The sequence below is a fragment of the Saccharopolyspora hattusasensis genome, from assembly GCF_050972075.1.
GTDB lineage: Bacteria > Actinomycetota > Actinomycetes > Mycobacteriales > Pseudonocardiaceae > Saccharopolyspora > Saccharopolyspora hattusasensis.
In genome coordinates, this window is the sequence record NZ_JBPCDC010000001.1 from 1275469 (window position 1) to 1296582 (window position 21114).

The window sequence follows — 21114 nt, forward strand, 5'->3', positions numbered from 1 at the left end:
TCAGCGACTGCCCGAGTTCATCGATTCGCCTTCGGGAACTGCTCGCTGCCCTGACGCCGGCAGCGGGGGCGCCGGTTCGATCGCATCCGCATCCACCGACTGCCCACCGGAGAAAGATCCCTCCGCAGCAGCACCACGCGACGAGCGCGCCAGGTCGCGCCATTTCTTCTCGACCGCCCGCATCCCAGGCAACCTGTCCTTGACCCGCTGCAGATCCTCTGCGGTCCAGGCTCCCTGCCGTACCATGCGTTTCGCAGCTTCGACGTTCCGTGCATACACACCGCCCGGATCGAATCCCCGCGGCATCGCTTCAAGGTGCTGTTCCATGCGGTCCGCCAACTCGGCCACCTCCGCGATCCCGGCGAGGTTACCGAGCCGCTCCAGCCGCACGGACTCCGGCAAATCGAGCACTCGCGGCAACCGGCCATCCAGCGCCGCCTGCACCGGCCCACCCAGAATGACGTCGGCGGCCGCCGGCTGCGAACCCTCCCCCGGCGACGCGGGCGCTGCGAAACCATCGCCATCACTGTCGGCCGCGGAGGCGCGCAGGTCGTCAGGCAGAGCCCACCAAGCCAAGGCATCGCCCGCGGCCGCCATCACGCCCAACTCCAACGTTGACGCGGGATGGATCCTTCTGCCATCACCCTGGACCGCGTCCACGAAATAGTGCGCCTGCCCGCCTTCAAAGAAATCACCAGAGGGATACGTATTCGGGTCGTTGCCGTGCACATACGCTGCCTGCGGGACATCCGGCGAGGTCTCTGCCCACGGGGCATCCTGCGGGGTCGCCGGCGGCACTCTCAGCACAAGGAAATGAACGTCGTCCCGCGCCCACTGCTTCATGAACTTCCGCACGGCGTCGGGGCCATCGGTCAGCCGGGGCTGCGGGACAACACCCCCGGTCGCGGCCTGGAACTGCTTACTCGCCGCACCTTCCACAACCCGCCGCAGCACACCAGAGTGCAGCATGCCGTTCGCGGCGCGGACGCTGTCGGCGATCTGATCCAGCAACTCCTTGGCCGCCTTGGGACCCGCCTTGGGAATCACGATGCCCGATCCCCGCACCATGGCCTTCGCGATCTTATTGCCGAGCAGTACCTGAACAACGATGTAGTTGACCGAAGCAGTCAGCGACTCCCCGAGTTCATCGAAGGCCGTTCGCGATTTGGGCTGCAGAGACGGAACTGAGGCCTTCACCTCCTGCCACTGTTCCCAAGCCTTGGACGGGAACTTTTCTCCCTTCTTGGCATCGGCCCACGCGAGACGGCGCTCAGCCTCCCGTATCCAGTTCTCGTTCCACACCAGCCTGAACGGCGCTGGCGGGACGAGCCCATGCCTGATAGCCCGCAGAACCTCCAGGCGCAGCTTCCCGGCTTCCCCCGCGGGGGGCTCGAGGAACCCCATCAGCCAATGCCATACACCCGACTCGTCGCTAGCAAGCCAGCCGGTGTCGGTCACCTCGATTGCTCGGCCCGGACCGAGGAAGCGCACCAGCTCCGAGCCCGAGAGCCGGGCAGCCTCGCGCATCGCCCGCCGTTCGCGTGTGTCGGGCTGTCGACTGCCGTCCAGCCACGCCTGGGCCGTGGAGTCGTCAACTTCGGTCACGGCGGCCGCTCGGGCCACACCGAGGTGAGCCACCAATTCCTCATCCGGGACTTCGGCCGGAATAGCATTTCCGGCGACGAAGTCCACCACTTTGTCCAGAGGCCACGCCCACCAATCTCGCGTGATCTGCAATCTGAAAAATTCCCGCGCGGCGGTAGATGCCTCCTTCGGCCGCTCTTGCGAGAACATCTCCAGGCCCCGCTGGGGGCCCAGCTCCCCCTGCAAGGCCATCTCCAGGCCCCGCTGGGGGCCCAGCTCCCAAAATCGGTCCGCCAGCGCGACCGCCCCTTCCGGCCCTCCGAACGCCGCGACAACCGCGTCGAGCACGATCCCAAGCACCGCCGCACGATCGCTGGGACGGCTGCGACGCCACCCGGCCACGTCTTCCGGCGAAACGCCGATCGCCCGGGCAACGTCATGGGCATTACCGAAGAAGCGCGTCAGGTAGTCAAACTCACGGCCGTCCAGGGCGTGTACCAACTCCTGCAGCACCCTCAGCTTCCGCGGACTGGGCGGCGGGCCCAGCTCACCGGCACGCTGCGGTGCCGGACCACCGAGCTCGCGCACCGGCACCAGGATGTCGGGCTCGCTCCCGGCACGCACCACCTCGTCCAGGCCACCGAGCTCGGCCACCTCTTTCCGCAGTTCGGCACGGTACTGGGCCGCGCTGCGGGGGACACCCGGTTGGGCACGCCGTTCCTCGCCCCACTCCCCCAGCAGACGGCGGCGATCGGCCAGGCGCACCATGATCTGCCCCAGAACCTGCAACCGCTCCTCGTACCGCTCACCGGGCGGCACCAGGTCTTCGACCAGTGTCTTGACCTCCTGCCGCCCGCCGTAGGTGCTGACCACCGAACCGATGATCGCCCGGCGCAACGCCTCGGCATGCCACGCTTCGGGAAGGTGCGACCACATCCGCCACACCCGCGCCGTGGCCTCATCCACCCCCAACCCCTGAGCCAGATAACGGCTCCGGCGCACCCCCGGATTGACCATATTCATCAACTCCGCAGGCCCCTCATCCTGCAAAGCCGCGAACAACGCACCCCATTCGACCTCACGGCCACGACGCCACAGCCCCGGATCCGCCAGCCCGTACTCCACCCTGACACCCGCCGGATCCACCACATGCACGAAGAACTCAAACGACTCGCCGATCTTCTCCAACCGGATACGCCGCGACGAAACCCCGTTCGGATGCGCCAACTCAGCCCACAAATGATCCGCCGTCCCCTGGGTCAGCGGGCCCCACAAGTCCCCCGGCCGCTTGGTGCCATCCGGCCTCGCCCCGTGCGCGTACTCGCCCATCACATACCAGACGTCGATGTTCTCCTCGTCCCACACCTGACCGACCAGATCCGGATCCGTCGGTTTCCACTTGATCTCCTGCTTCTTCACCACCACCGCATGGCCCGCAACGCCCCAACAGTCCAGCATCTGAAGGAACGCCACGACATTGTGACCATCAACATCGGCCAGCCTCGGCGCCGCGGGCACTCCTCGCGTCGCTGCCCTGAAAGCGTCCAGCGCCGCGCGCCTCTCCTCAGAAACCCCCGCCAAATCCGCCGCGCCCAGCACTACTCGCCGACCATCCACCACATCCGGCAGCGATCGCCGTGACCCAACCTTCAGGTACTCCGCGTCGCCGCCACGCGGCTCAGACTCCCCATCCACCGGAGGCTTCAGCTCACCAAACGGCACCCGGGCGGAATCCACATCGGACAGCCATGCTCGTCCCGCCCCACCGGCAAGCCCGGGTCGGATACTCCCTCCCTCCCGCAAAGTGCCGGTGATGATGCTGAGAGCGCGGGCATACTTCATGAGCTCCCCGTTAAGGCGCTCCCTCCTAGCCCCCTCGGCCCGCTCGACCCATTCCGCTTCATAGGTCACCAAACGGCTCAACGCCACAAAAACCGGGTCATCGTGCTTGTTTGCCTCACGGCTCAGCTCGTTGACTTCGGTGAGCACATACTGCGCGCGCCGCGCTGCCACCAAGGGCACCGGCGGCATCCCCGGCGGATACGGAACTCTTCCCGCCGCCTCCACGATGTCCTCCAGCGACTTCAACCCACCCATCTGACCCTTCGCCTCCAGCACCCCCACAGGCGACGTCAGGCCATCCTGCGCCGTCGGCGAAGGCGGATCGCCTTCGGGAACGGCCCGCTGCCCTGACGCCGGCAGCGGGGGTGCCGGCTCGATCGCATCCGCATCCACCGACTGCCCACCGGTATCCCGTACCGTGCCCGCCCCGGCATCACGTGTGGTGGCCGAAGACTGCGGGCCCCCGGCCGCCGAGGCCGGAACAGCACCCGAGGAATCCGCCAGACCGGCCAACTCCTCGCGTTCCCCGGCCGGCGCCGGAGCACTCGGCCCGCCTGCCGGCCTGGGGCGAGAACCATCCGCGGCGGACACACCCGACGTCTCCTCCAGGCGCCGCCTGGCACGCAGCTCGGCCGTGCGGTTCATCTCGATGAGGCGGCTTTCATTATTCCGAAACCAGAAATCGGCCTCAAAAAGATCCCCCGGGAATGCCGGCGATCTCTCTGGATGCGGAAACCAAACGTGCGCGGGCGCGAGCAAGACGATAGCCCGCCCTTTGGGAAACACCCCCCCGTCGTCATATGTGCGCGACGGCCCGGTTCTGCTGTCGTCGATGTACTGCTGATGTATCTCTTCCGCCGTACCGTAATAGTAAGTAACGGTCTCGCCATGGGCGTAAACACCCATCTGACGGAGCCACTCTTCCACCGTCAGCGGACGCGCATCGTGATCGCCGCTGTTGGCACTGATGGCCCAGTCCAGCACCCACAACCTCGGCCCGGAATCGGTATGCTCCGCGACCATCGGCGCGACGTGATATTCAATTTCCACTTTCGCGGGCTTGCCCGGCAACGCAGCTTCTGCATATGGGGAATAAAAGCTCAACTTGGGCATGTCGCGGGCAACAAAGATTTGCATCGGATAGGCGCCCATTCGCACCAGGTCCATCACCCAGGCGTGCGCCCGGAGGTAGCAGCCTTCTTCGGGATGATCATAACGAACCGGCGTCTCGCCCAGTGAATAATTTTCGAATGTGGTGTCCTTCAGCTTCCGGTGCCACTCGATTATCTGCTCCATCGAAGCGGGCCGCGAAATGACCTCGCCCAAGACGTTCCCGATCGCTTCGTGATAATCACTCCGCAGCTGGATCAAGTCCGTTCGCAAGTCCGAGCCGAACTGGGTCTTGTAAGCCGATTGCACCGCCCAAATCTTGCGTAGGTCACGGTCCAGCGCACCCATCAGGCGCATCGCGGCTTCGAAAGACTGCTCCCGCACCACAGGATCGGACGCCCCCAAACCTGTGGACACGTACCCACGAACCGCAGCCGCGTACTCGAACACATCCCGACGGTGGTGCGTCTTGTAACCGAGTCCCGGCGGCACCGAGGTAAACGGCGGCTCGGGGTCACCGGCGTCAGAGGAATCAGCCTGCATTCCCAACAACTGTGCCGCATACGCGGCATCCTCCCCGCCGAGGACATCGGCCAACACCAAATCCAGCTCCCGACCGGTATGCGCCTGGAACGCCCGGTACAGTCCCTCGACTGCGACCCGCTTTCCCCGCACCGAGCGCAACGCATCCATTACCGAGTCGACATCAATGTCGTTCTGCGACAACAGCGTGTCCAACGTTCGAGCCCGCCACTGCGCCACCGACCCGAAATCCTCCGGCCGGATGGCGGCAAGCGTCGGCGAACCCGCATCCGCCGACCCCGGGCGGAACCCGTACGCCCGCGTGCTCTCTTCCAGCTGCGCCAGATGCCGCGGCAACAGCCGACCACCACTACTACCCCACCACATCACGCTTTCGTCGCCATACACCCGGTTCCGGCGCGGTATCGCGATCCGCTGGTTCTTGGACACCGGCATGTCGTCCCGATGGAACACAGGCCGCGCATCCTGCCCGGGCCAACGCTGTTGCGGGGTTTCATCCAGAATTCCCAGATAGAGCCCCAAGATCCAGGCGAGCTGCGCCTCGGAACCCACGCGATCCATGTTCAGGACGCTTGCCTGCATGCTGCTGGCCTGGGAGATCGCCTGGTGCGCATTTTCCGGATCGTCCGGGAACTCGACCCGCACATGGAACTGCTCGCCCGACGGAAACCGGTAACCCTGGTTGAAATACCGATCAGCCACGGCGCGTACCTTCTCAACGAACGTCGCGCGATCGATGGACCCCATAAGCGAGTCGGTTTCCAGGAAAAATTTGAGGGTGTACTCCTGAACCCAACGACCCTCCACCTTGATCCGCCGCACATCGTATCGCACCAACTGCTCGGTGCCCGCGATAGCCCTTGGGGTGCTGTGACCCATCACTTCCACTAATTCGGACTGAACCGAGAAGTCCGGCTTAGCCTGCCGCAGATTCTCCCACTGGTCAGGTCGCACGGGCACCGGCTCGGGATCGAACCACGAAGCGGTCTTCGCCCGACTACGCCGCCACGAAGGATCTGTTGATGGAATATCAAGCAGTGCCGCAAAGTCGTCATAAAGCGCTTTCATCAACTCCGCGATGTCGCGACCATTCGCTATCTCCCGTGTCTCCCCCACACCTGTCAGCAGTTCGGTCAGCACTAGGCGTATTGCGTTGTGCACTAAGAAAATTGCTTCGTACACGTCGTTATCCACCGTGCCCGGCTCCGCCTCTGGCATCGGCCCCAGCATCAGCGCCGCCACTCCGTGGACGGTACTTACCGACGCCGGGTCAGCGGACGCCTCCCACTGCTCCACCCGGTCCGTAGCCTGGCCGATCCGCTCCGCCCACCGCTCCACCGCGGTATCAGGCCGCTCAGCAAAGTCATTACGAAGTGCATTGATCAAGCCGCCGAATTCGACACGGCGCACGATCTCCAGTTCCACCGCACGGGTGATCGAATCCCACAGACGCTCTTGCTCGTCGACCGACGGCCCCCGACCGGCAACCCCCTCCGGACGCTCACCCATCCACTGCTGCACGGCCACCGCCGCCCACAATCCAACTTGATCACCGGACTCCCCATTGGCAGCCAAATAGTCGGCCCACCGAGCCTTAAACTCATCCACCGTGCGATATGGCATGGTCCGCTCGACGGCTGCACCTTCGTCCTGCGGTCTGTCCGGCACGGAGGCAGCGACATCATCCTGCGAAACAGCGCCGCCCTCCGCCGAGACAACACCACCGTCGGGCCTTGGGCTCGCAGACGGCACCCCGTCGTCGCCCCTCAACCGGGAAAGCCGGTCCCGCAGCTTCTTCAGTTCCGCCTCATCGGGTTCGCTCTCGGTGTCGTTCGCCGCATCAGCCGACGCATCCTCAGTGGGCTCCGACCGCGCATCCCCACGCCGCGCGGGCACCGCGCCCTCATCTCCGACCGATTCGGGCCCCGTCCCCGGGCCCGTCTTCGGCTCGGGCCCGGCGCCCGCACTCACAGCTATCAAGTCCAACCAAATACGGCGCAGCGTCGCCTGTATCTGCGCGATCTCATCGTCCCCGACGCCACGCATCATGTTATATGCCATCACGCTTACAGCCCGCGACAAACCATTAAGTGGCGCCCCTAATTTTTCGGATGCGCCGTCCAACAAGGAGTCCCTTGCCTCGTCGGACAATTCCTTCAACCCCGCATCGGCCTGATCGCTCAACCTTTGCAGTTCCCGATCCGCAGCAGCACGACGCAACGAGCGCTCGGCCCCGCCAGTAACCCGCATACTCGTTAACGGCCCCGCGTCACCGGACTCCTCCGACTGGACGGAATCCGCATCGGATGACTCAGGGGATACGTAGAATAATTCAGCTTCGCCGCCACCACCGAATCGTGATTCAGCGAATCCCCCGCCGATTATTGTGCCGCCACCGCCGAATCCTCCGCCGTACTGTGCGGGCTCTTGCGGTAGATGCACGACATAGTCATACGCCCCGGCCCCACCCTCGACGCCATACTTGTCCCAATGCGGCCGCAAATCCATCATGAACGGCTCCGTTCCTCGACCCGCCCTTGATGCCGCGTCGAGGAAGATGCCACCACTCCCGAAGGTAGCCGAAACAACCTTCTCGTTCCCGTTAATGAGCTGCCCAGCGACATCGTCCCTGTTCCGCCGATCAGCGTGGTAACCGCCGATCAACACAACAACTTTCGCGCCAGGAGTACCGTTAAGAATTTCTTTGATCCGGTCAGCCATGAACGAAACCCGTGCGTCCTTAGAGGCGCCCTCAAACGGATCGACATCTACCGGGACAACCTCAATCCCTGCCCGCGAAACCGCGCGAACAACCTCCTCATAGCCACCACGAGACCCCAGCGGCCCCACCGCGACACCAGACAAGGAAACATACCGCCCAGCATTAAGCGCCTGAAAAGCAGGGTTCCCCGGCGCCTCGACAGCATAATGCGTCACCCCAATATCCTTCAGATGCTGCACATACCCAAGGAGATGCCGACGTATCGCGCTATTACTATGATCTTCCCCCAACATCAAAACCCGGGCGTCACCGAACAACTTCCCATAATCAATCGACTCGGCGTGCTGCCGCACCACCTCCGCCCAAACCTCCTCCGGCTCCCGCCTGCTACCTCCCCCGGCAGACGAAGACCCCGCACCTACCGCGCCCGCCGTCCCCCCACCCCCCAACAAACCCGACGTACCCGACTGCCCACCCCGCACACCCCACCCGCCAGTAACCCGCATACTCGTCAACGGCCCCACGTCACCGGACTCCGCGCCACCGGCGAATCGTCCGCCGAATCCACCGCCGTACTGTGCGGGCTCTCGCGGTAGATGCACGACATAGTCATACGCCCCGGCCCCGCCCTGGACATGATCCTTGTCCCAATGCGGCCGCAAATCCATCATGAACGGCTCCGTTCCTCGACCCGCCCTTGATGCCGCGCCGAGGAAGAAGCCGATATTGCCGCGCCCCACGAAGGTAGCCGAAACGACCTTCTCGTTCCCGTTAATGAGCCGCCCAGCGACATCGTCCCTGTTCCGATCAGCGTGGAAACGGCCGATCAACACAACAACCTTCGCGCCAGGAGTACCGTTAAGAATTTCTTTGATCCGGTCAGCCATGAACGAAACCCGCGCGTCCTTAGAGGCGCGCTGACGCGGATCGACATCTACCGGGACAACCTCAATCCCCGCCCCCGCGATCGCGCGAACAAGCTCCTCATAGCCACCACTAAGCGGCGGCCCCACCCTGACACCAGACAAGGAAACATCCTGCCCAGCATTAAGCGCCTGAAAGGCAGGGTTCGCCGGCGCCTCGACAGCATAATGCGTCACCCCAATATCCTTCAGACCCTGCACATACCCAACGAGATGCCGACGTATCGCGCTATCGATACGATTGTCCCCCAACATCAAAACCCGGGCTTCACCGAACAACTTTCCATAATCAATCGACTCGGCGTGCTGCCGCACCACCTCCGACCAAACCTCCATCGGCTCCCGCCTGCTACCTCCCCCGGCAGACGAAGACCCCGCACCTAGCGCGCCCGCCGTCCCTGCCCACCTCATCAACGGGGTGGGTTCCGCCCACTCTGCATAACGCGGCTCAGCCCAGCCGTTGAACGCCGCCCGCAACTCCGAACCGTGCTTGACCAGATCCCCACCCGAATCAGGGCGGTACCAATGACCGGTCCCCTTACCATCGACAAACTCCGGCCGCATACGACCGTCCTCCGTCACAACCGTCTTCGTAGCGTGGAACAAACCATCCTCGGTCAGCCACACATCATCATCAGTCCCCCAGTCCGCTGTCGTACCCAACTCCTTCGCGACCCGGTCGGCAAACGAAGCCCCACCCCCGACCGGCTGCCGGAACGCACCACAGCCCAAAAACGCCAACGGAAAGCCCGGCACAAAATGCTCGCTCTCCCAAAACTCGTTAGCGAAATCCTCGGGCGTGACCTTCCGGCCATCCCGCAACTCCGCAAGCCCATCCTCCGTGACATGCACTGCCACCACCTGCACACCCCGCAAGCCCCGCGCCAACCCCCGCACCAACCCCTCCACGCGCGCAGCCTGCTCACTGTCACCAGACGCAAAGAACAGCAATGGCTCCACCGACGGCACACCAGCCAACTCCGCCGTCAGTTCGTTCACCGGCCGCGGCCGATACCGCCCGCTCCCATCCACCCGGCACACCATCCACTTCGGCCCCCCGCGACCACGAAGATCGACCCGCGCCAACACATCCGCACCAGTACTCTCCTGCACCCCGGCGATCAAGCCAAGGGACACAACCACATCGCCATGCCCCAGCACCACCAGCGTCTTACCACCCTCCGCAGCATCCGAAGCCGCGTAGGACGGCGACCGCGTCCACGCCGTGTACTCGACGCTTTCCTCCGACCCCTGGATCTGAAACTCCACTGGCGTGCGATGCACACCACTCGGCGAGACGGAACCCAGCCGCCCACTGAGCCAACTAGTCGCGCCCGCCAACGACACCAAGTGACGCATGTCCACTTCGTCGAAGCGGGTACCGTGGTCGCGTTCAAGGGAATTCCTGACGTCGTGCGCCAACCGCGCCAGGTCGTGCACCGTCTCCACCTTGGGCCGCTGGCCATCGATCTCGTTTGCCACGTCCATCAGCTCGAGCCAGCGACGAATCTCGTCGATCTCCACAGTCCCGGGCGACCGGGTTTCCTGCGGTCCGGTCGGAAGGTTGGACACCGGACTCGGCAGCTCGGCGACCAGGCTCCGCAGATGGTCAACCGGCCGGGCATAAGAGCGTCCGGGGCCGTCCCCGAAACCGGCGTCGATCAGCGTCCGAATCCGCCGCATCCACCGCGGAGCCTCGTCAAATCCGGACAGATCCGGAATAATCTCCCAGTACAATCCCGTCAAATCCGTCAGGGACTGCCGGTAATCATCCGGCAGACCAGTCGCGTCTCCAAGCCCGATCTCCCGCGCCAGCCCTTCCCAATCCTCGCTGCCATCCGGGTTGACCCGCATAGCAATCCCCGTCACCAACGAAGACAGGACCGCGTCGTTAAGTCGCGCTGGCGACTCCGCCGGCTCGATGACTCCCCAAGACCGGGTGTCTTCGAACCATGACAGCACTCGCGTGGCCCAATCCGCCGTCTGTTCGTCCGCAGAGCCCTCGAGCGCGGTCAGCCTGTCCCCCATTCGCCACCAATTCCTGTCGGCGTTCCAGATCGCCTCCAAAGCCTGCTCCGGGCCGTTCGTCCACATCGCCGCCAACGCCTGCGCCGAATCGCCGCCGTCCGCAAGAACCTCCCGCGCCATCCCCGCCAAATCCACCAGGTCAAGCAAGTGCAAAAGGGTGGCCTGCCCACCGGATCGGCCTTCGAAGCCCTCCACCATGCCGGCTAGGGAATTAAAAGAAATGTTCGACGACTCGGGATCAAGCTGGTTGGCCAACCACGCCAGGGCATGCAGCCTCTCCATGTCCTCCGTCCCGCGATACAACCGACTCGCCAGCCCTATGACTGGGAACAGTCGCCCGCGGCTCACCAAATCCTCGCCGATCCGATCAACGATCGCGTTGTAGCCACCAACGTTGTGCACCACGTCCATTCCCTCGAGCCAGAGACGGATCTCGACGAGTCCCACCTCGCCGGGGGGCTGGGGCTCCTGCGGTCCGTTCTGAAGGTTGACCACCGGCCCGGACACATCAGCCACCAGGCGCCGCAGATCGTCAAGTCCCAGGGTGTAGAAGGGAGCACTGCCGCCGCTGTAATGAATGTGGGCGTCGATCAGCGTCCGAATCCGCCGCATCCACCGCGGAGCCTCGTCAAATCGGGACAGATCCGGACCTATCTCCCAGTACAACTCCGCCAGATTCAGCAGAGACTGCTCGAAATCGGCCGACAGACCGGTCCCGTCCCCCAGCCCGACCTCCGCCGCAAGCTTGCTCCAGTCGCCCTCAAACCGCGCAGCAATCCTCTCCACGAACGGAATCAGGACCAAGGCGTTCAGGCTCGCGTGCGACTCCGCCGGCTCCCTGACCACCTCAGACCGAGCTTCGTCGAGCCTAGCCAGCACTTCCCGGGCCCACTCCGCCGTCTGGTCGTCACGCTCGGCGAGCGCAGTTGTCTTGAGCTCGGTCAGCCGGTTCGCCGTCCTTTCCCAACGCCTGTCGGCCTTGTCGGCCTTCCAAATCGCCTCCAAAGCCCGCTTCGGATCGCCGTCGACCCGACCAAGGTCCTCTCGCGCCATCGCCGCCAACTCCACCAGGCGGCCCACCTCCGAAGAAGAGGCGTTCCCATCGGCTCGGCCTTCGAAATCCGCCGCCATGCGGGTAAGGGACGAACGCCAAATGTTCGACGACACGGGATCAAGCTGGTTGGCAAGCCACGCCAGACCGCGCAGCATCTCCAAACCTGGCTGCTCGCCATACAACTCCACTGCCAGATCTATGACCGGGAACAGTCGCCTGCCGCCCACCAAATCCGCGCCGACCTCACCGACGAACTCGTGGTAACCCCCTACGTCATGCACTACGTCCATCAGCTCGAGCCAGTCACGAATCCCGTCGAGTCCCACATCCCCGGGCGACCAAACCGGCCCGTACGCAACGGCTACCAGGCTCTGCAGCTCACCCATCGTCCGCTTATAGAAGGCAGCACCCTCCTTGCCGTCGTCGAAGCCGGCATCGATCAACATCCGGATCCGCCGCATCCACAGCGGAGCGTCCTCAAATCGGGACAGGTCCGGATCTATCTCCCAGTACAACTCCGCCAGATTCAGCAGAGACTGCTCGGCATCGGCCGACAGGTCGGTCCCGTCCCCCAGCCCTACCTCCGCCGCAAGCTTGCTCCAGTCGCCCTCAAACCGCGCAGCAATCCTCTCCACGAACGGAGTCAGGACCAAGGCGTTCAGGCGCGCCTGCGACGCCGCCGGCTCCTCGACCACCACAGACCGAGCTTCCTCGAACTCAACCAGCACTTCCCGGGCCCGCTCCACCATCTGCTCGTCACCCGCGGTGCTCTTGAGCGTATCCAGCCTTTCCCTCACTTGCTGCCAAGGCTTGTCGGCGTTCCACATCGCCTCCAACGCCTGTACCAGATCGCCGTCGACCTGACCAAGGTGCTCCCGCGCCCTCCCCACCAACGACACCAGGCCACGCACCTTCGAAATGCCAACGTTTTCAGCGGATAGGCCTTCGAAGCCCGCAACCATGTCGATAAGGGATGACCACATCGACATGGTCGACGGCTCGACATCAAGCTGGTTGGCCCACCACCCCAGACCGCGCAGCATCTCCAAACCCGGCTGCTTGCCGTACAACTCCACTGCCAGCCGTATGACCGGGAACAGCCGCCTGCCGCCCACCAAATCCGCGCCGACCTCACCGACGAACTCGTGGTAACCCCCAACGTCATGCACTACGTCCATCTGCTCGAGCCAGGGACGAATCTCGTCGAGTCGCATATCCCCGGGCGAACGAAGCTCCTGCTGTCCGGTCTCAGGGTTCAATACCGGCCCGTACGCAACGGCTACCAGGCTCCGCAGCTCACCCATCGTCCGCTGATAGAAGGCAGCACCCTCCTTGCCGTCGTCGAAGCCGGCATCGATCAACAACCGGATCCGCCGCATCCACCGCGGAGCGTCCTCAAATCGGGACAGACCCGGATCTATCTCCCAGTACAACTCCGCCAGATTCAGCAGAGACTCCTTGGAATCGGCCGACAGGTCGGTCCCGTCCCCCAGCCCTACCTCCGCCGCAAGCTCGCTCCAGTGGCCCTCAAACCGCTCAGCAGCAATCTTTGCCATGAACGGAGTCAAGACCAACTCGTTCAGGCGCGCCTGCGACTCCGCCGGCTCCTCGAGCACCACAGACCGAGCTTCCTCGAACTCAACAAGCACTCCCCGGGCCCACTCCACCATCGGTTTGTCCCGCCCGGTCCTCTCGAGCGCGTTCAGCCTGCCCCTCGCCCGCTGCCAAGGCAGATCGGCGTTCCACATCGCCTTCAACGCCTGCACCGGACCGACCCGCTGACCCCCATCAGCACCGGCATCGGCACCGGCACCGGCATCGGCATCGGCATCGGCACCGGCATCGGCACCGGCATGGGCTTGAACGGTACCCAGCCGACCAAAAACCTCTCGCGCCCTGACCGCCAACCCCACCAACTCACGCACTTCCGAACCAGACACATTCATATCGGCTCGGCCGTCGAAACCCGCCATCATGCGGGTAAGGGACACCCACGAAATATTCCACGACACGGGATCAAGCTGACCGGCCAACCACCCCAGGTCGTCTAACGCTTCCATGTCTGGTTTCGCGCCATACAACTGCCTCGCCAGCCGCATGACCGGCAACCCGCGCCTGCCGCCCACCAAAGTGGTGAGCGGCAGGCGCGGGTTGTCGCCCACAACAGCCGCGTGGACCTCCCCAAGACGGAGCACCACGTCCATCCGCTTGATCCAGCGACGAACATCGCCGTCCGGCAGACCCTCCGGCAGCGGTTTCTCGCGCTGACCCGTCACATGGTCGACCCACTCCTCCAGATCCGCCACCAGCTCCCGCAGATCGGCAAGCGTCCGGTCATAGAAAGCAGCACCCTGCCTGCCGTCTTCGAAACCGACGTCGATCAACACCCGGAGCAGTTTCATCCGCGACACATCCACCGCGTCCGACTGGCGCCCATCGAAACCAACATCCCACGCCAACTCCGCCAGAGACCCCAAAGCCTCCCGGAAATCACCCCTCCCAACATCCAGCCCGACCTCCCGCGCCAGCCCCTCCCAACCATCCCCACCCTCTCCCGCGAACGGCTGAGCAAGCCCCGCCACCAACTCCTCACCAGGCGGCGGCACGTCGCGGAGTCGATCCGCATCCGCCTGGAATCCCTGCATCAGATCCTCAAACGGATCCATCCCCTCCCTGAGTCCCTCATCCAGGACCTCAACCTCGCGCGCCAGGTCCCCGGGCAACCGCACCTGCGGCATGGCAGCGCGTTCGTCCACCGGCGCGCGCAGGTGCACCCAGTCCGGACTCAGCCCGATCCGGCCTTCCCGCAAGGGAAGGTCGTCATAGGGGCCCACCGTTGGTTGCCCACCCGCGTCTGGCCGAGTGGACTCCCACCTGCCACGGGAAGGCAAAAACGGGAGCAGCCGACCATCATCACCCACAGACGGGTCGGCAACCATCGAAGCGAACCCGCCGGTATCCGGACCGAACCACACCATGTACCGCGTCCAGCGAACTTCAGACCCCAACGCCGCATCCAACGCCCGCGCATACGCCTCGGAGACCTCACACGCATACAGCCACACCACAGCATCCCGATTCCAGTTAGGTGACGACCGGATCACATCAGCCAGGGTCCGCGGAGATACCGACCGCCCATTCACCATCACGCCTCCCGCACGATCACCACGCACCGCCACCACAAACCCGCCACCCCTCAACGGCAACTCCCGCACAGCAGCACGCACCTCCGCACCCACATCCGAGGCCATAATCCCCGCGCGAATCACCTCCACCGGCACCGGCTCACCCGCCGCGTCCAGCCCCTCCACCGGCACCGGCTCACCCGCCGCGTCCAGCCCCTCCACGCCAGCGCCCGAAACCTCAGCCGACTCAGGCTCCCGCAAACCCGCACCAGCGGACGAAGATGCCCCCGCACCAGACGATTCCGCGCCCCCCGTCAGCTCCTCAGCCGTTCTCTTCCGCCCACGCCGGACTGCGCCGTCCTGGCCGCTCTCCTGCCGCGCGTCGCTCACCAACCCCTCCAACACCCCCTGCTCGGCCTCGATACGCCCCGCCAACTCCTCGATCTCCGCCCGCAGAGCCCCAATACGCTCCCGCAACTCCAACTCCACACCCTCACCGGCATTCCCCGCTGACAACGCCGCCAACTCCGCCTGCCGAGCCATGGCCTGCTGCAGCGACGCCGCCAACTCCGCCTGCCGAGACTCGGCCTGCTGCAGCGACTTCCGCACCTCCGCAACCCGCAGCTGTCGCGCCAAGTCGCGCAGTTTGATTCCCGACCGCTCGCCGTACAAATGCTCTGCCAACGCTATGACCGACAACAGCCGCCTGCCGCCCACCAAATCCTCGCCGATCTCACCGACGAGCTTGCGGTAACCACCGAGGTCGTGCACAAGATCCATACGCCCAAGCCAGCGACGTATCTCCCAGCCCTCCACAGTCCCGGGCGACCGAGGCCGGTCCTGTCGGGTCTGACGATTGACCCTCGGCAGATCGGCCACCAGGCTCCGCAGATCATCAATCGTCCGGGCATAAGAGGCGGCACCCTCCGTGCCGTCGTCGAAGCCGGTATCAATCAACACCCGGATTCGCCGCATCCACAGCGGAGCCTCGTCAAATCGGGACAGATCCGGATCTATCTCCCCGTACAAATCCGCCAGATTCAGCAGGGACTGCTCGAAATCGGCCGGCAGACCAGTCCCGTCCCCCAGCCCTACCTCCGCCGCAAGCTTGCTCCAGTCGCCCTCAAACCGCTCAGCAATCCACTCCACGAACGGAGTCAGGACAACGGCGTTCAGGCGCGCCTGCGACTCCGCCGGATCCTTGACCACCACAGCCCGAGCGTCCGCGAAGTCGAACAGCCTTGCCCTGGCCCACTGCGCCGTCTGTTCGTCACCCTCCTCGATCGCATTATCCTCGATCTCTTTCAGCCAGTTCTCCTTCCTTTCCCAGAGCCTGTCGGCCTTCCAAATCGCCTCCAACGCTCCCTTCCCATCGCCGTCGACCTGACCAAGAAACTCTTGCGCTCTCCCCGCCAACAACGCCAGGCGGTACACGTCCGAAAGGGAATGGTCACCGGCTTGGCCTTCGAAGCCCGCAAACACGTTTGTGAGGTACTCCAACGAAATGTTCGACGACACGGGATCAAGCTGGTTGGCCAACCACGCCAGACCATGGAACATTTCCATGTCCGCCGTTTCGTCGTGCAACTTCTCTGCCAGCCGTACAACCGGGAACAGCCGCCCGCCACCCACCAAATCCGCGCCGACCTCACCGGCAATCTTGCCGACACCACCAAGATCGTGCACCAGATCCATCCGCTTGAGCCAGCGACGAATCCCCCATAAATCGATGGGCAGGTTTCGGAGATCGTCAAACGTCCTGGCGTAGAAGTCGGCACCCTCCTTGCCGTCCTCGAAACCGGCATCGATCAACACCCGGAACCGCCGCATCCACAGCGGAGCCTTGTCAAATTGGGACAGGTGCGGATCTCCCTCCCAGTACAACCCCGTCAGATTCAGCAGGGACTGCTCGAAATCGGCCGGCAGACCAGTCCCGTCCCCCAGCCCTACCTCCGCCGCAAGCTTGCTCCAGTCGCCCTCAAACCGCTCAGCAATCCTCTCCACGACCGGAGTCAGGACAACGGCGTTCAGGCGCGCCTGCGACTCCGCCCGCTCCCTGACCACCACAGACCGAGCTTCCTCGAGCCTAGCCATCAACCCGCGGGCCCACTCCTCCATCGGTACGTCGTCTTTGTCATGCGCGGTCCTTACGAGCGCGGCCAGCCTGTCCCTCACTTGCTGCCAAGGCTTGTCGGCGTTCCACATCGCCTCCAACGCCTTCTTCGGATCGCCATCGACCTGACCAAGGTGCTCCCGCGCCCTCCCCACCAACGACACCAGGTCACGCACATCAGGAACCTCGACGTGTTCACGGGGTGGGTCTTCGAAGCCCGCAATCATGTCGGTAAGGGACGACCACAACGACATGGTCGACGGCTCGACATCAAGCTGGTTGGCCCACCACCCCAGACCGCGCAGCATCTCCAAACCCGGCCGCTCGCCATACAACCACATTGCCAGCCGTATGACCGGGAACAGCCGCCTGCCGCCCACCAAATCCGGGCCGACCTCACCGACGAACTCGTGGTAACCGCCGAGGTCGTGCACTACGTCCATCACCTCGAGCCAGGGACGAATCTCGTCGAGTCGCATATCCCCGGGCGACCGAAGCTCCCGCTGTCCGGTCTCAGAGTTGAACACCGGCCCGAACGCAACGGCCACCAGGCTCCGCAGCTCACCCATCGTCCGCTGATAGAAGGCAGCACCCACCTTGCCGTCCTCGAAGGCGGCATCGATCAACAACCGGATCCGCCGCATCCACAGCGGAGCGTCCTCAAATCGGGACAGACCCGGATCAATCTCCCAGTACAACTCCGCCAGATTCAGCAGAGACTGCTCGGCATCGGCCGACAGGTCGGTCCCGTCCCCCAGCCCTACCTCCGCCGCAAGCTCGCTCGAGCCGCCCTCAAACCGCTCAGCAATCCTCTCCACGAACGGAATCAGGACCAAGGCGTTCAGGCGCGCCTGCGACGCCGCCGGCTCCTCGACCACCACAGACCGAGCTTCCTCGAACTCAAACAGCACTTCCCGGGCCCGCTCCACCATCTGCTCGTCACCCGCGGTGCTCTTGAGCGTATCCAGCCTTTCCCTCACTTGCTGCCAAGGCTTGTCGGCGTTCCACATCGCCTCCAACGCCTGTACCAGATCGCCGTCGACCTGACCAAGGTGCTCCCGCGCCCTCCCCACCAACGACACCAGGCCACGCACCTTCGAAATGCCAACGTTTTCAGCGGATAGGCCTTCGAAGCCCGCAACCATGTTGATAAGGGATGACCACATCGACATGGTCGACGGCTCGACATCAAGCTGGTTGGCCCACCACCCCAGACCGCGCAGCATCTCCAAACCCGGCTGCTTGCCGTACAAATCCACTGCCAGCCGTATGACCGGGAACAGCCGCCTGCCGCCCACCAAATCCGCGCCGACCTTGCCGACGAACTCGTGGTAACCGCCGAGGTCATCCACTACGTCCATCCGCTCGAGCCAGGGACGAATCTGGTCGAGTCGCACATCCCAGGGCGACCGAAGCTCCCGCTGTCCGGTCTCAGGGTTGAACACCGGACCGGACGCAACGGCCACCAGGCTCCGCAGCTCACCCATCGTCCGCTGATAGAAGGCAGCACCCACCTTGCCGTCGTCAAAGCCGGCATCGATCAACACCCGGATCCGCCGCATCCACCGCGGAGCGTCCTCAAATCGGGACAGACCCGGATCTATCTCCCAGTACAACTCCGCCAGATTCAGCAGAGACTGCTCGGCATCGGCCGACAGTTCGGTCCCGTCCCCCAGCCCTACCTCCGCCGCAAGCTTGCTCCGGTCGCCCTCAAACCGCGCAGCAATCCTCTTCACGACCGGAGTCAGGACAACGGCGTTCAGGCTCGCCTGTGACTTCGCCGGCTCCTCGACCACCACAGACCGAGCTTCCTCGAGCCTAGCCAGCACTTCCCGGGCCCACTCCACCATCTGCTCGTCCCGCCCGGTCCTCTCGAGCGCGTTCAGCCTGCCCCTCGCCCGCTGCCAAGGCAGATCGACGTTCCACATCGCCTTCAACGCCTGCACCGGACTGACCCGCTGATCCCCATCAGCACCGGCATCGGCCCCGGCATGGGCACCGGCATCGGCACCGGCATCGGCACCGGCATGGGCTTGAACGGTACCCAGCCGACCAAAAACCTCTCGCGCCCTGACCGCCAACCCCACCAACTCACGCACTTCCGAACCAGGCGCATTCATATCGGCTCGGCCGTCGAAACCCGCCATCATGCGGGTAAGGGACACCCGCGAAATATTCGACGACACGGGATCAAGCTGACCGGCCAACCACCTCAGGTCGTCTAACGCTTCCATGTCTGGTTTCGCGCCATACAACTGCCTCGCCAGCCGCATGACCGGCAACCCGCGCCTGCCGCCCACCAAAGTGGTGAGCGGCAAACGCGGGTTGTCGCCCACCACAGCCGCATGGACCTCACCAAGACGGAGCACCACGTCCATCCGCTCGATCCAGCCACGAACCTCGTCGTCCGGCAGATCCTCCGGCTGCGGTTTCTCGCGCTGACCCGTCACATGGTCGACCGACTCCTCCAGATCCGCCACCAGCTCCCGCAGATCGGCAAGCGTCCGGTCATAGAAAGCAGCACCCTGCCTGCCGTCTTCGAAACCGACGTCGATCAACACCCTGAGCAGTTTCATCCGCGACACATCCACCGCGTCCGACTGGCGCCCATCGAAACCAACATCCCACGCCAACTCCGCCAGAGACCTCAAAGCCTCCCGGAAATCATCCCTGCCAACATCCAGCCCGACCTCCCGCGCCAGCTCCTCCCTACCATCCCCAACCTCCCCCGCGATCGCGAACGGCTGAGCAAGCTCCGCCACCAACTCCTCACCAGGAAAAAGCAGCGGCACGTCCTCGCGGAGTCGATCCGCATCCGCCTGGAATCCCCGCATCAGATCCTCAAACGGATCCACCTCCCCCCGAAGTCCCTGATCCAGGACCTCAACCTCCGGCGCCAGGTCCTCGGGCAACCGCGCCTGCGGCCTGGCAGCGCTTTCGTCCACCGGCGCGCGCAGGTGCACCGGGTGCGGCAATCCCAAACCACTCGGTGTTTCCGCATCGAGCGGGAACCCATCCGGCCCAAGCTCCACCGGTTCATCGACCCCCGGCAGGTGCTCCAGCACCCGGCCGGTCGGCGGTTCCTGCAGCCGCATCACACCATCCGCCGTCACCACCGCCGCGGTCACCATCGCGAGGGAATCACCAGTGCCTGGCCCCATCCACGTCAACCCACCCACACCATGCCGCACCCGCGAATTCAGTAGCTCCTTCAACTCCGTCACATACTCCTGCGACACCGCACACGCGAACAACCACACCGACGCCCCAGCCTCCGGATCCCAGTTAGGTGACCGGCGGATCACATCAGCCAGCGTGCGCGCATCCACCGACCGCCCATCCACCAACACCCGACCACGTCCATCACCACGCGCCACCACCACAAACCGGTCGCTTCGATACGAGATCCGCTGCGCAGCGCCAAGAAGACGACCATCATCGGAAAGCCCGGACCGCAGGAACAAGCCGGCCTGGATCGCACGGGGCTCCTGCCGCAGCACGCTCTGGAAAGCACCGGCAACACCATGCAGACCGGGCGCCGCATCCCGCTCAAAGGGCCCACCTGAACCGCTGTCATCGCTGCGGCCCACCCCGGCCCTGGGCGCCTCGCTGCGCGACTCCGGCAACTCGACGGCCCGAACAATCGTCCTCAATGGACCATTCGCGTCCGGATCCCCCGTCGACACATCACGGGCGACGGATTCCAGACCCGACCGCAACTCCTCCAGACGCAGCACCTGCCGCCCGTCCTCCACAGCCCAGCGCCGCACGTTCACCGGTCCCCGGAAACGCGCGGCCTCCGCCATCGCCGCCCGCAAATCCGGCCGGTAGTCATCCGGCAAGTCCGCCATATGCGCGGCAATCCGGTCATACGCACTCCACAACCCGGACAGCGCCGAATTGATCCGGTCCGACACCCACCGCGAACCCACCTCCCGCAACATCCCGGGCCCCGGCGCAACAGCAACAAGTTGGGTCGCGAGGCTTCGGATGTCCTCATGCGACACCCGTGCGCCAGCGCGCAAACCGAGGAAGTCACGAACAACACTCCGCAGGTTCTCTGGACCCAC

Annotated in this window: 1 protein-coding gene (only partly in view); it reads right to left on the minus strand. The window is 64.5% G+C overall.

The window, feature by feature from the left end:
- Window positions 1-21114, minus strand: the 3' portion of a protein-coding gene (locus ACRXBZ_RS05540; protein ID WP_433878101.1) for a DUF8616 domain-containing protein. The gene runs 13971 nt beyond the window's last position; the window shows 21114 of its 35085 coding nt (coding positions 13972-35085); its start codon lies off the right edge, out of view — the gene reads right to left on this strand; its stop codon occupies window positions 1-3.